Annotated in this window: 16 protein-coding genes; 12 read left to right on the top strand and 4 right to left on the bottom strand. The window is 29.3% G+C overall.

Features of this window, described 5'->3' with window-relative positions:
* The 11 genes from secE (at position 1) to H612_RS0105560 (ending at position 8458) form a co-directional block, all read left to right on the top strand.
* Positions 1-174 carry a preprotein translocase subunit SecE gene (secE, locus tag H612_RS0105610; RefSeq protein ID WP_027130554.1) on the top strand — a complete coding sequence of 58 codons (174 nt, stop codon included), beginning with the start codon at positions 1-3 and terminating at the stop codon, positions 172-174.
* Between the two features lie 13 nt (positions 175-187).
* Positions 188-733 carry a transcription termination/antitermination protein NusG gene (gene nusG, locus H612_RS0105605; RefSeq protein ID WP_027130553.1) on the top strand — a complete coding sequence of 182 codons (546 nt, stop codon included), beginning with the start codon at positions 188-190 and terminating at the stop codon, positions 731-733.
* Positions 734-771: 38 nt separating this feature from the next.
* Positions 772-1629 (top strand): DegV family protein, encoded by an 858-nt coding sequence (locus H612_RS0105600; RefSeq protein ID WP_027130552.1) that lies wholly within the window; start codon positions 772-774, stop codon positions 1627-1629.
* Positions 1630-1649: 20 nt separating this feature from the next.
* On the top strand, positions 1650-2030 hold the full coding sequence (gene gloA / locus H612_RS0105595; protein WP_027130551.1) for a lactoylglutathione lyase: 381 nt from the start codon (positions 1650-1652) through the stop codon (positions 2028-2030).
* A gap of 138 nt (positions 2031-2168) precedes the next feature.
* Complete coding sequence (gene rimP, locus H612_RS0105590; protein ID WP_027130550.1) at positions 2169-2633, top strand: ribosome maturation factor RimP; 465 nt, start codon at positions 2169-2171, stop codon at positions 2631-2633.
* Between the two features lie 18 nt (positions 2634-2651).
* Complete coding sequence (gene nusA, locus H612_RS0105585; protein ID WP_027130549.1) at positions 2652-3686, top strand: transcription termination factor NusA; 1035 nt, start codon at positions 2652-2654, stop codon at positions 3684-3686.
* A gap of 12 nt (positions 3687-3698) precedes the next feature.
* Positions 3699-3986, top strand: coding sequence for an RNase P modulator RnpM (gene rnpM / locus H612_RS0105580; RefSeq protein WP_027130548.1), 288 nt, complete (start codon positions 3699-3701; stop codon positions 3984-3986).
* Positions 3986-4297: a L7Ae/L30e/S12e/Gadd45 family ribosomal protein gene (locus H612_RS0105575; protein ID WP_027130547.1), complete on the top strand. Its 312-nt coding sequence runs from the start codon at positions 3986-3988 to the stop codon at positions 4295-4297. Before rnpM ends, H612_RS0105575 begins: the two co-directional genes overlap by 1 nt.
* On the top strand, positions 4297-6381 hold the full coding sequence (infB, locus tag H612_RS0105570) for a translation initiation factor IF-2 (protein ID WP_027130546.1): 2085 nt from the start codon (positions 4297-4299) through the stop codon (positions 6379-6381). The genes H612_RS0105575 and infB overlap by 1 nt, the downstream gene beginning before the upstream one ends.
* Before the next feature lie 15 nt (positions 6382-6396).
* On the top strand, positions 6397-6750 hold the full coding sequence (rbfA, locus tag H612_RS0105565) for a 30S ribosome-binding factor RbfA (protein ID WP_027130545.1): 354 nt from the start codon (positions 6397-6399) through the stop codon (positions 6748-6750).
* A gap of 109 nt (positions 6751-6859) precedes the next feature.
* On the top strand, positions 6860-8458 hold the full coding sequence (locus tag H612_RS0105560) for an ABC-F family ATP-binding cassette domain-containing protein (RefSeq protein ID WP_027130544.1): 1599 nt from the start codon (positions 6860-6862) through the stop codon (positions 8456-8458).
* 445 nt (positions 8459-8903) lie between these two features.
* On the opposite strand, the gene H612_RS0105555 is transcribed toward H612_RS0105560, so the two are convergent.
* Positions 8904-9371 (bottom strand): GAF domain-containing protein, encoded by a 468-nt coding sequence (locus H612_RS0105555; RefSeq protein WP_051210156.1) that lies wholly within the window; start codon positions 9369-9371, stop codon positions 8904-8906.
* A gap of 262 nt (positions 9372-9633) precedes the next feature.
* Between H612_RS0105555 and H612_RS0105550 the strand changes: the two genes are divergently transcribed.
* Positions 9634-11328 carry a septation ring formation regulator EzrA gene (locus H612_RS0105550; protein ID WP_027130542.1) on the top strand — a complete coding sequence of 565 codons (1695 nt, stop codon included), beginning with the start codon at positions 9634-9636 and terminating at the stop codon, positions 11326-11328.
* 51 nt (positions 11329-11379) lie between these two features.
* Here H612_RS0105550 and H612_RS0105545 read toward each other — a convergent pair whose 3' ends face one another.
* From H612_RS0105545 to H612_RS09210, 3 genes are all read right to left on the bottom strand, one after another.
* Positions 11380-12171, bottom strand: coding sequence for a metal ABC transporter permease (locus H612_RS0105545; RefSeq protein WP_027130541.1), 792 nt, complete (start codon positions 12169-12171; stop codon positions 11380-11382).
* Positions 12164-12874 carry a metal ABC transporter ATP-binding protein gene (locus H612_RS0105540; RefSeq protein WP_027130540.1) on the bottom strand — a complete coding sequence of 237 codons (711 nt, stop codon included), beginning with the start codon at positions 12872-12874 and terminating at the stop codon, positions 12164-12166. The genes H612_RS0105545 and H612_RS0105540 overlap by 8 nt, the downstream gene beginning before the upstream one ends.
* A 177-nt stretch (positions 12875-13051) precedes the next feature.
* Complete coding sequence (locus H612_RS09210) at positions 13052-14089, bottom strand: metal ABC transporter solute-binding protein, Zn/Mn family (protein ID WP_051210155.1); 1038 nt, start codon at positions 14087-14089, stop codon at positions 13052-13054.
* Positions 14090-14212 lie beyond the last annotated feature (123 nt).

Raw genomic sequence — 14212 nt, 5'->3', positions numbered from 1 at the left:
ATGGTAAGATTTCTAAAAAATGTTGTCTCAGAGATGAAAAAAGTAAGTTGGCCAACATTTAATGAACTTGTTAGAAAAACATTGATAGTTATAGTCGTTGTTGGAATTTTGATGTTATTTAGCTATATAGTTGATTTGGGAATAACTGCTGGCATTAGACGTTTTAGTAGATAAGAGAGAGGTTATTATGAGTGATACAGTAACAAAAGAATGGTATGTAATTCATACTTATTCAGGATATGAAAACAAAGTAAAAGATAATTTAGAAAAAAGAGTTGAGTCTCTTAATATGGAAGATAAAATTTTTAGAATTGTAGTTCCAGAAGAAAAAGAGACAATTATAACGCCAACAGGCAAAAAGAAAGAAGTAAATAGAAAAACTTTTCCAGGTTATGTTCTTGTGGAACTTGTAATGACAGATGATTCTTGGTTTGTAGTGAGAAATACTCCAGGAGTGACAGGTTTTGTTGGTTCTCATGGAGGTGGCTCTAAACCAAGTCCACTTCTTCCAGAGGAAATTAATTTTATTTTGCAACAAATGGGACTTTCTAGCATAGTTGATATTGATATAGAAATAGGAGATCATATAAGAGTAATCTCAGGACCATTCATTGACATGGAAGGAAAAGTTGTAGATATAGACTTAACTAACTATAAAGTAGATGTAATGATTGAACTTATGGGTAGAGAAACAAAAGTTGAGTTAGAATTATACAATGTGGAAAAATTCTAAGAAAGGAAAAGCTATCAAAAAGGATAGTAGGAATAAGTGTGGAAAAAATTGCAATTATGATGGATTCTACAGCATATCTTCCAGAAGAATTGAAATCTAAATTAGGAATTAAGTCTGTGTACTTAAATATAATACTAGATGGTAATTCTTATAAAGAAGTTATTGATATGCCTGTAGAAAAATATTATGAGTATTTGAAAAATCCTGATAATTCTTTCCCTACAACATCACAACCCGCAATAGGTGAGGTTGTTACTTGCTTAGAAAAATTGAAAGAAGAAGGATATACAGATGTTATTGCTATTGCATTATCTAGTGGAATAAGCGGTACATATTCTTCATATTCTGTTGGCGGGTTGATGGTTGAAGGTATTAATGTTCATCCATTTGATTCCGAAGTATCGTGTAGACCAGAAGGATATTATGCTATAAAAGCAGCTAAGTTAGTAAAAGAGGGAAAGAATTCTAAAGAAATAATTGATTCCTTAGAAGAAATGAAAAAAATATCAAAAGCATATTTTATGGCTGATGATCTTTCGCATTTGCAACGTGGAGGCCGTTTGAGTGGTGCACAAGCATTAGTAGGTAATTTACTTCAGGTAAAACCACTGCTACATTTTGAGGATAAGGTGATAGTTCCTTTCCAAAAAATTCGTACTTATAAAAAAGTTATTTCAAGAATATATGAGTTGTTTGATGAATTTTATCAAGTGCACAAAGGAGAAAATATTACAGTGTGTGTACTTCATGTTGATGCAATAGAAAAAGCAGAAGAAATAAAAGAATATATTATTTCAAAATATCCGGACATAACTGTAGAAGTAGATGAAATAAGTCCTGTTATTTCTACACATTTAGGAATAGGAGCAATAGGATTTGGTTGGACAATTTTATAAAAATTTAGAGGTGAAAATTTATGACACAAACTATGGTGCATACTTGTTATAGGGTTGCTGATTTAGAAAAATCAGTAAAATTTTATACTGAAGCTTTTGATTTTGAGAAAAGTAGGGTAAGAGATTTTCCAGAATATAAGTTTACTTTGGTTTATCTGACATTGCCGGGTTCAGATTATGAACTAGAATTAACGTATAATTATGATCATGGTGCTTATGAACTAGGAGATGGATATGGACATATTGCTATTTCAGTTGAGGATTTAGAATCACTTTATGAAAAACACAAAACAGCAGGGTATGAAGTTACTGAATTGAAAGGTCTTCCAGGCTTTCCGCCAAGCTATTATTTTATAAAAGATCCAGATGGATATAAGATTGAAGTTATTCGAGCTAAATAAGACAGAAGTATTTGATTTTTATATTTTATTGTGATATAATTAATGCGTAGTAAAATAAATTACCGAAAGGGTGGTGAATTTTGTAAGTTCTCCGCTCTTTTATATTGGAATAAAAAATTATAAGTAAAGAGGTGTTGTATGAGTATCGTAGAAAGTGTAAGAGCTATAGCAACAAAACAAACAAAAGATTCAGATTATTCTCTTTATGATGTAGAATATGTAAAAGAAGGAAGCGAATATTTTTTACGTATTTACTTTGATAAAGTAGGTGGTTTATCTTTAGATGATTGTGTTTTTTTAAGTGAAAAGCTTGCAGAAGAATTAGATAAAGAAGATTTTATTAACGAAAAATACTATTTAGAAATTTCTTCCCCAGGTATAGAAAGAGATTTAAGAAATCTGGAAGAAGTTGTGGCTTCTATAGGGAAGCATGTCTATATAAAAACTTATGAAAAAATTGATAATCAAAAAGAATTTTATGGAGATATATTAAAAGTTGAAGATAATGATGTAACTATAGAATATAGAGATAAAGCAAAAATAAAAAAATCAACTATTAACTATGAAAAAATTGCTAAAATTAGATTAGCTGTTAAATTTTAAAATTAAAGGAGAGAGAAAATGAGCAAGGATTTGCTTAAAGCTATAAAATTAATTGAACAAGAAAAAGGAATTGCTGAAGATATTTTAATAGAAGCTATAGAATTAGCATTATTATCAGCATATAAGAAAAATTTTAATGCAGCAAAAAATGTGAGAGTAGAATTCAATAGAACAACAGGTGATTATAAATTTATTATTAGAAAAGATGTTGTTGAAGAAGTCTATGATGATAGAATAGAATTTGCATTAGAGGATGCACTGAAAATAAATCCAGCTTATGAAGTTGGTGATATTTATGAAGAAGAGGACTTGCCAAATGATTTTGGACGTGTTGGTGCTCAAGCAGCTAAGCAAGCATTACTTCAAAGACTTCGTGAAGCAGAAAAAGAAATTTTATATAAAGAATATAGTGAATATGAAGGAGAAATTCTTTCAGGAACTGTTGACAGAATAGATACTAGATATGTATATGTAAAGTTAGGGAAAATTGAAGCAATTTTAGGTGAAAACGAAAGAGTTAAAGGAGAAGAATACATTCCTCAAACACCAATAAAAGTTTATATTGCAAAAGTGGATAATCCAAGTCGCGGAAGCAAACCACATGTTTTAGCATCAAGATCACATTCAGAATTTATTAGAAGATTATTTGAATTAGAAGTTCCTGAGATTTATAATGGAATTGTAGAGATTAAGAGTGTATCAAGAGAAGCTGGAGATAGAACTAAGATTGCAGTTTTTGCAGAAGATAAAAATATTGATCCAGTGGGCGCGTGTGTTGGAAATAAAGGTGATAGAGTAAATCGTATTGTTAGTGAATTAAATGGAGAGAAAATCGATATTATTACTTGGGATATTGATCCAGTAAAATTTATTACTAACGCATTGGCACCTGCCAAAGTAGAAGAGATTAATATAGATGAAGAAGAGAAAATAGCTAATGTAAAAGTTAAAGAAGATCAACTCTCTTTAGCAATTGGTAAGAAAGGTCAGAACGTTCGTTTAGCTGCAAAACTAACAGGTTGGAAAATTGATATAAAAGCAGCAAATGTGTAACGAGGTGTTAAGATGAAAAAGAGAAAAATACCAACGAGAAGATGTATATTAACTAATGAGATGTTTCCAAAAAAAGATTTATTAAGAATAGTAAAAAATAAAGAAGGCGAAATTTTTGTAGATTCAACAGGAAAAAAATCTGGGCGAGGTGCTTATGTTGTTTCAGATTTAGAAGTAGTTCAAAATGCACAAGAAAAAAAACAACTTGAAAAATTTTTCAGTGCAACTACAGAAGAAATGGAGCCAATATATAACGAAGTGATAAGATTAATATATAGAAAGTCAATACCACAGAAATAATGAATAAAATATATAATTTATTAGGTTTAATGCAAAGAGCAGGAAAACTTATTACAGGTGAAGATTTAATAATAAAAAACTTAAAGAATAGAAAAATAAAATTATTAGTTATTACAGAAGATTGCGGAGTAAACACTAAAAAAAAATTAGTAGATAAATCTAATTTTTATAGTGTTGATTATATTATATTTTCTAGTATAGAAGATATAAGTGTAGCAATCGGACGTGATAATAGGGTCGCAGTCGGAATAACTGATGATGGATTTATAAAAAAATTTAAACAATTATTAGAAGAAGGAGGAAGACGGTAATGAAAAAAGTCAGAGTATATGAGTATGCAAAAAAAATTGGAAAACAATCTAAAGATATTATAACAGTACTTAAAGAAGCTCAAATAGAAGTATCTAATCACATGTCGATGTTAACAGAAGAGGGGTTAGCAAAATTAGATAGCATCTTCAAAGTAAACGAAAAAAAACAAGTTGAAAAAACTAAAAAATCTTTAAATCAAAATCAAAGTGACGAAGTGAAAAATTCAAATAAAAAAAATAAAAAGAAAAAAAATAAAAAAGAAAAAACTAAAAAATCTCAAAAACAGCAACCGGCAATTATTGAAATACCTACGGAAGAAACTATTTCTGAAGATACAATTTTAGTAAAAGATGGAATGACTGTAGTAGAATTATCTGATGCACTATCTGTAAATTCTACTGAGCTTATCAAGAAGTTATTTATGGAATTAAAAATAATGGCTAATATTAACCAATCATTAACATTAGAGCAAATCGAGCTAATAGCTATTGATTATGGAAAAGAAATCCAAGAAGAAGTAGAAATAAATAAAGAAGATTTAGATTTATACTTCGACGTAGAAGATGAAGAAAAAAATCTAAAAGAAAGAGCACCAATTGTAACAATAATGGGGCATGTTGACCATGGGAAAACAACTCTTCTTGACACAATTAGAAATACCAGAGTTACAGCAGGAGAAGCTGGTGGTATTACTCAACATATTGGTGCGTATCAAGTAAGAGCAAAAGATAAAAAAATTACTTTCCTAGATACACCAGGACATGCTGCATTTACTACGATGCGTGCAAGAGGAGCAAAAATTACGGATGTTACTATATTGGTAGTAGCAGCTGATGATGGAGTAATGCCTCAAACTATCGAAGCGATTAACCATGCCAAAGCGGCAGAGGTGCCAATCATTGTTGCGGTTAATAAAATGGATAAACCTCAAGCTAATCCTGATAGAGTAATGAATGAATTAGTAGAATATGGTCTTATTCCAGAGGACTGGGGAGGAGATACAATATTTGTTCCGATTTCTGCATTAAAAGGTGATGGTATTGATGATTTATTAGAAAATATTTTATTAGTAACTGAAATGCAAGAGTTAAAAGCAAATCCAAATCGTCTGGCTTTAGGAACTGTTATCGAAGCAAAACTTGATAAAGGTCGTGGAGCAGTGGCAACATTATTAGTTCAAAATGGTAGTTTGAACGTTGGAGATCCTCTTGTGGTAGGTAATACGCATGGACGTGTTCGTGCTATGATTAATGATCGCAATAAAAATATTCAAACAGCAAAACCGTCAACTCCAGTAGAAATTACAGGACTTCAAGATGTTCCTAATGCAGGAGATAGATTTGTAGTATTTGGTGACGAAAAAACAGCACGTCAAATTGGAGAAAAACGTCAACAACAATATATTGAAACTACAAGACAAGCCAATTCAGCAGTATCATTAGATACTTTATTTGAGCAGATGAAACAAGGTGAGATGAAAGATCTTAACATTATTATTAAAGCAGATGTTCAAGGTTCAGTTGAGGCATTGGCAATGTCATTAGCAAAAATTGATGTAGAAGGCGTAAATGTTAGAATTATTCATACTGGTGTTGGAGCAATTAATGAGTCAGACATTACTTTAGCAGTTGCCTCTAATGCGGTTGTTATAGGTTTTAATGTTCGTCCAGATAATAACGCAAAACAAATGGCAGGAACAGAGCAAGTTGATATTCGTCTTCACAGTATTATCTATAAAGTTATAGAAGAGATTGAGGCTGCTATGACAGGATTATTAGATCCTGAATTTGTGGAAAAAGTTATTGGACTTGCTGAAGTACGTCAAGTTTATAAAGTTTCAAAAATTGGAACAATTGCTGGAGCATATGTTACAGAAGGTAAAGTATCACGTGATGGAAAAGTTCGTGTAATCCGTGATAGTGTTGTAATTTATGAAGGTGAAATTGATACATTAAGAAGATTTAAAGATGATGTAAAAGAAGTGCAAAGCGGTTACGAATGTGGAATGACTGTAGAAAACTTCAATGATATTAAAGAAGGAGATGTCTTTGAAGTATTTATAATGGAAGAGGTTAAAAAATAGAATAGGAGGAGATTTATGTCTGAGTTAAGAGTTAATAGACTCGCAGAACAAATAAAAAAAGAAATTACTTATGTATTAGCTACAAAAGTAAAAAATCATGATTTGGGATTTGTTACTGTTACAGAAGTTGCTTTGACAGGCGATTATTCTCAAGCAAAAGTTTATTATACTGTTTTAGGTGGAGAAAAAGATAAAGATAAAACAAAAAATTCTTTGGCTAAAATAAAAGGATTTGTAAAAACAGAAGTAGCTAAAAAAATAAAAATAAGAAAATTTCCAGAACTTATTTTTGAGTATGATACAACTAGTGAGTATGCACTTCACATTGAGAATTTAATTGCTAGTGTGAATAAAAAAGAGGAAAAATAATACATAAAAAAAATACAAAAGTTAGTCTAAAAAACTTTGTACATATATAATATAATTATTTTTTATGTACAACTATGTTTATTATATGAAATTATATAAGGAGAAGATAATGTTACAAGTAACAAATTTAGGTTTGCGTTTTGCAGATAGGAAATTATTTGAAGATGTAAACATCAAATTTACGAATGGAAACTGTTATGGACTTATAGGAGCAAACGGTGCTGGGAAAACAACATTTTTAAAACTTCTATCAGGAGAAATTGATTCACAGCAAGGACATGTTTCTCTAGGGAAGGGAGAACGACTTGCAGTACTTCGCCAAAATCATTTTGCTTATGAAGAGAGCCGTGTGATTGATGTTGTTATGATGGGACATGAACACCTTTGGGATGTAATGAATCGTAAAAACGAAATTTATATGAAAGATCCATTTACAGAAGAAGATGGAATTATTGCTGCTGAACTTGAAGGTGAATTTGCAGAAATGGATGGATGGAATGCAGAAAGTGATGCAGCTCAACTTCTTGAAGGCTTAGGAATTTCAGTAGAATATCACAATACACTTATGGGAGAATTAGATAATGCTATTAAAGTAAAAGTTCTTTTGGCACAAGCGCTATTTGGTAATCCTGATGTTCTTCTTCTTGATGAGCCGACCAATGGACTAGATATTAGTGCTATAAAGTGGTTAGAAGAATTTTTGATTAACTTTGAAAACACAGTTATCGTAGTCAGTCATGATAGACACTTTTTAAATAATATTTGTACACATATTTGTGATTTAGATTTTGGAAAAATTCAACTGTATGTTGGAAACTATGATTTCTGGTATCAATCTAGTCAGCTTGCAAGAAGGATGGCGGAAGATTCTAACAAAAAGAAAGAAGAAAAAATTAAAGAACTTCAAGAATTTATTGCAAGGTTTTCTGCGAATGCTTCTAAATCAAAACAAGCAACAAGTAGAAAGAAAATGTTAGATAAGATTACTCTCGATGATATTAAACCAAGTAGTCGTCGTTATCCATATGTACGTTTTACACCTGATAGAGAGATTGGAAATGATTTATTAATAGTAGATGGTGTTAGTAAAACTGTTGAAGGAAAAGAAGTTTTAAGTAATATTAGTTTTACTGTCAATCCAAATGATAAAGTAATCTTGTTGGGTGATGAAGTGGCGAAAACTACACTCCTAAAAATTCTGGCAGGAGAATTGGAACCAGATAGTGGGACTGTAAAATGGGGAATAACGACTTCAAGAAGTTATATGCCGAAAGATAATACAGAGTATTTTGATGGATTAAAATTATCATTAGTAGAGTGGTTGCGTCAATATGCATCGCCAGAGGAAGAGTCAGAAGCGTATTTGCGTTCGTTTCTTGGAAGAATGTTGTTCTCTGGAGAAGAAGCATTGAAGAGAGCACATGTTCTTTCTGGTGGAGAAAAAATGCGTTGTATGCTATCAAAAATGATGTTATCTAAAGCCAATGTGATTTTATTGGATGAACCAACTAATCATCTTGATTTAGAATCAATTACAGCGGTTAACGAAGGGATAATCCAATTTAAAGGATCAGTATTCTTTACTTCTCACGATTATGAGTTTATTCAAACAATAGCTAATAGAGTGATCGAGTTAACACCAGAAGGTGCAATAAATAAAGAGATGGATTATGAAAATTATCTAAGATTTAAAGGAATAATAGATTAAAAAAATAAGGTCAGTAGTTCTTTACTACTTTGATTGTAAAGTAAATACGATATATGGATTTTGTATCCATATATCGTATTATTTTTATACAAGAAGACAAATATCCGATACAACATAAAAAAATAGGGAATATTTGTCATTAGGCTATAGTCAAATAAATGGATATAGAAATGAGAAAAAACAAAAAAGAATAAAATTACAGAAAATTCTCTACATTAAGGGGGAGGGTGTTTGATTACAAAGTGATAAAGAAAAAATTCCTTTATCAACCTAAAAAATACGACTACAGATGTTTAATGACAAAGTGATTTTTATTTATTATATACAGGCTAATTGTCGTTCGTTTTTTTAGTTTTGTTAATAATCTTGGATAAAGTTCCGTTTGAGTTTCTTTTGATGATTCATATTTGATAAAGAGTCACTATTTCTCATTTTTATATTGTATTTAAAATTCTATTTTTTCAAAAATTTTTTCTGTCACTTCACTAAAAGTGCAAACTTCAGCTTTGGAAAATCTGCTAAATTTTGTAGAATCTATATCAAGTAATGCAACTACAGTATTTTTTTTCAAAATTGGGATTACTAATTCACTATTAGATGCACTATCACAAGCTATATGACCAGGAAATTTATGAACATCTTCAACATAAACAGTTTCTTTAGTAGTAAAACAATGCCCACATACACCCTTATTAAATGGGATACGAGTACATGCAACTTTTCCTTGAAATGGGCCAAGTGCAAGATTATTTTTTTCGTGATCAACTAAGTAAAAACCAACCCAATTTGTATCAGGTAAATATTCCTTATATAGTGCTGATAAGTTTGAAAGATTAGTAATTAAATTATTTTCTTCATAGACAAGAGATAATGCTTGCTCAATAAATAAAGTTTTGTTTTCTAATATATTCATGTAAATACCTCCAATTAAACTTACATATATAATTTTCCCACATTATATGAAAAAAATAAAGGAAAAAAACTGAAATATTAATATAAAATAAAAATAATTGATTTTGTTTTATAATTTAGATAAATAAAATAGAAAAAAAGAAAAAAATTTTGAAAAAAATAGTTGAAACACTTTGTTTTTTACTTTAAAAATGGTATAATTTTGTTAGGTTTATTGTATTTGATAAAGAAAAATTTAATAAGAGATTTCAGGGGGAAGATATATGACATATATATTTTTATTTGTGTGTATTCTTATTCTTGGGGGGGTAGTTGCACTATTCATTCTAAGAAATAGAAAAAAACAAGATTTATACCCTCTTTTGGTTATGAAAGATGAACTAGAAAGAGAAACATTATCTGATGATTTAAAACAGATTAAAACATTAAATATTGCTGGAAAAGCTGAAAAACTTTATAATCGTTGGGAAAGTGAATGGTATGAGATACAAAGTATTGATATAGAGGAGCTTGATCGTGACCTTTATAGTGCAGAGAGTTATATCGATAAATTTAATTTTAAAAAAGCTGATGAAGTTATTATGAATAGTGGTGAATTGATTGCTAACATAAAAGATAGGATTACCAATATCAGAAAAGAGATTAAAGAATTATCAGAAGTAGAGCCAGGCAATAAAGAAGTGTATGAAGAGATAGTACGTGAATATAAAGAATTAAATAGAGAACTATTAGCAAAAAGACATCAATATGGTACTGCAGCTGAACAATTTGAACAAAATATAAAAGAAATTGCTCCACAGTTAGATGATTTCAAGGTATTAACATCAACAGGAAAATATTTAGAAGCTCAAGAAAGAATAAGCTCCATAAAAGATACTATCTTCGATTTAAAAGAGAGAATGGAGATTTTACCAGAACTATTGAAAGAAATTGAAAAAACTTGTCCTGCTCAAATTCAATCACTTAGATTAAAGGTTGAAGAAATGGAGAAGAAAGGATTTAAATTAACTCATTTAGATATTTCTGGTAAAATAGAAAGTAGTGTATGGCAACTAAATGATGCAAGAGATAAAGTAAAATCAGGTGATATAGATTCGATAGAAAGTATTTTAGATGGTATTTATGACGTTATTGATGAAGTATCAAATGATTTGAAAAAAGAACTTAATTATAAAAAATATATAGAAAATCATTACAGAGAAGTATCTAATAAACTTGATTTGCAAGATCAATTAAATCAGGCACTTTATAACAATATTCAAGAAATAAAAAATAGATATCAAATTTATCAAAAAGATGAAGAAATGGTTTCTAATTATTATGATGAATTAAGTAATTTACTTGATATAAAACATGATATTGACGTTTATATAAATAATCAACCAAAATTGAATTATAAAGATCTTAAAGAAAAAGTTGAGCTTTTAGGACAAGGATTAGAGAAAATTGAAGAAGATCAGACAAATTATTCAAGATATCTAACTAGTCTTCGTGAAGAGGAAAGTCTTGCAAGAGAAAAATTATTATTTATAAATCAAGAAAAAGAAGTTATAAAACGTAAACTTGACAATTCAAGAGTGCCAGGTTTTAGTGATAGATTTATAGTTCTTTATAAAGATGTAACAGACAGCTACAAATATGCAATAGAAGAGTTAACAAAAGAACCAATCAATATTGATTTATTAAAACGTGCTGTTGCAGAAGCTGAAGAGTCACTGGAAATCTATCAATCAGAAGTTGACAATATTCTTACTGATATTGAATTGATAGAAAAATTAATTCGTTATGCAAATAGATATAGAAAAGATAATGTTGAATTTCATCAACAGTTGACAGTTGCTGAGCAATATTATAGAGAGTATCGTTATAATAAAACATTGGAAATTATAAGATCATCACTGGAAAAAGTCGAGCCTGGTGCTTATGAAAGAATAAGAAATTCTGTAAAAGCTAGATAAATAACTAATAAAGAGATTACCCAATATTTATGGTAATCTCTTTATTAGTTATTATTTTTTTAAATTATAATAGCCTAAGCTAGAAAAATAAAATATTGCTTCAATCGTTGCTATGAAAAAAGTTACTGGTAGGGAAGTATAATATGATAAAGTAATTCCTAACCATGTTCCAATCAATGCAAAAGTTATTGAAATTATAATCATTTTTCCAACTTTATTAGTTACATATCGTGCTGCACTAGCGGGTACTGTAAGAAGTACAAACATGAGCAAAGCACCAACTACTGGGACAGTAATACTAGTTGCGATAGAAAGTAAAACTAAGAAAAAAATAGAAATAAATTTACTATTAAGTCCTAAAGCCTTTGCTCCTATGGCATCAAATGAGTCAAATTTTATTTTTCTATAAAAAATTGATAGAAGGATAATTACAGCAATAGCCAAAGAAAAAATAAGTTTTACGTCAGATCTAGTAATTGAAACAACGCTACCGAACAAAATATTATTTACGTAACTAGTGCTTTTTGGTGTTAAAGATAAAAATAATAAACCTAGACCCAGAAATATCCCAAGCATAACACTAACGGTAGCTTCACGACGAAATGCTTTAACACTAAAATGTCCAACAAGGTATGACATTGTAATTGTAAAAATAAGCAATCCATAAATAGGATTAATACCAAGAAATACTGCGAATGCAGCACCAGCAAATCCAACATGAGAAAGTGTGTGTGAAATAAAAGACATATTTCTAGCCATTACAAAAACTCCAATATATCCAGCCATTATTGCGACAATAGTTCCTGCAATAAAAGCATTTTGCATAAAATCATAACTAAGCATTGTTATCATCTCCTACATAATGTTTACATAATTTTAAATTATTTTGTTCTTTATTATAATCTTTAATGCTCATAAATTTATATTCATCGTCAGATAAGTACAAAATTTTATCAATGTACTTTTCATCAATTAAAGAAAGTTCATGTGTGATACATAAAGTTATAATATTTTCTTTTTTTGTGATTTTTCGAACAAGTTCCATACATTCTATTTCACTAGTTTTATCGAGATTAGATGTAAACTCATCCAAGAGTAAGAGGTTTGGTCTGTTAATAAGCGCTTGTGCTAAAAAGACTCTTTGTTTTTCCCCACCAGAAAGAGTTCCTATAGATTCTTTTCTTTTGGAAAGTGAGTTAGTAAGATTAAGAACGTTTTTAATTTTTTCTTTTTCTTTTTTATTGAACCAGGGGAATAATTTTTGAGAAAGTGGAAGAGCGACAAAATCTTCAACCGAAAGTGGAAGTTCTTCATCAATTTGTCTAAATTGAGGGACATAACCTAAATTAGCATTGTCATTCAATAGATTAATACTGTCATTTTTATTTAATTTATCTAATATGTTATTTAGTAAAGTTGTCTTTCCAACACCATTTCTTCCAACAATTGCCATAACTTCACCAGATGAACATGAAAAAGAAAGGTTGTTTAAAATTTTTTTTTCTCCTATAGAATAGGAAAGATTTTTTATATTAAGCTCAGTCATATAAAACTCCTAACTAATTTTTAAATTACAAAATAAAAATTTTAAAATAATATACCTATAATTGTATTTAAAATAAATACTATAATCATAAATCATATCATAAAATTATATAAAAAAGAAGAGATACGATTTATAATCTCTTCTTAGAATTATACTACATATTTTTACATATGGATACTATTTTTTATCTTCATCTTTATGATCGTGGTCATGGTCATGGCTATGATTATGACTATGTGAGTGTCCTTCATGCCCATGTTCATGGTTATGATTATGACCCTCACTAGCACCTTCGACATGATATGCTTTTTCACCACTACCACCATTTAAAATTTCTTCAAGTTTATTATATTGATCTAACATCCACTCAATATATGTCTTTCCATCTGGTTGTGTTTCAGTAACATTAAGAATAGGTATGTTATTTTGCTCAGCTAAATTTATTAAACCTTCTACAGTTTTGTTAGTGGTTTGAACATTATTTATAATTAAAGAAATTTGTTTAGATTTAATTTGTTCTTGAATTGCTTTTAAATCTTGTGGAGCTGGGTCGTTTCCTTCTTCTGTTGCTTTAGCTAATTTTTTAACTTCAGTTGTTAGTTTAAAACCTAAATTGTCAACAGCGTAGTCAAATACTGGCTCAGTAGTAATAACGTATTTACCATTTGCTTTTTCTTTCAGAGAATTTATCTTATCAGTAATTTTAGCTAATTCTTTTTTATAATTATCTCTATTATTTTCATAAAATTGTTTATTTGAAGAATCTTTTTCTGCTAAAGTTTTAGTAACTTCATCAGCAACTTTCGACATTACTTCAGGATTATACCAAATGTGTTCATTTTCACCATCTTTAAGACCTAAAAGTTTTGCTCCATTAATTTTAGTTATATTTTTATTGTTATCTGCCAATTTTTCAAACCAAGAGTCGTAACCACCACCATTTAAAATAGCAATATTTGCATCAGAAACTTTTTTTGCATCTTGAGCAGTAGGTTCAAAATCATGGGGATCAGCAGACGAAGAACTTATAATGGAAGAAACTTCCGCTTTATCACCAGCAATTTTTTTTGCGACTTCAGCGTAGAAGTTTACTGATGTTACAATTTTAGTTTTCTCACCAGAATTTGAATTTTGTGAATTTGTTTTGCTAGAGCATCCAACTAAAAGTATAGCAAATGCAGCAAGTAATGATAATAATCTTTTGAACTTATTCATTATAATATACATCTCCTTTATTTCGTAATCATTACGGTCTAACAAATTATAATATAATTTACAAAAAAAATCAATAGCAAAATTAAAATAAATATATATATAAGAAAATAGAAAGAAAATTTA

Origin of the sequence: Gemella cuniculi DSM 15828, assembly GCF_000425665.1 — a bacterium.
In the GTDB taxonomy this organism is placed as follows: Bacteria; Bacillota; Bacilli; order Staphylococcales; family Gemellaceae; genus Gemella; species Gemella cuniculi.
This window is presented reverse-complemented; position numbering and strand designations above follow the sequence as displayed.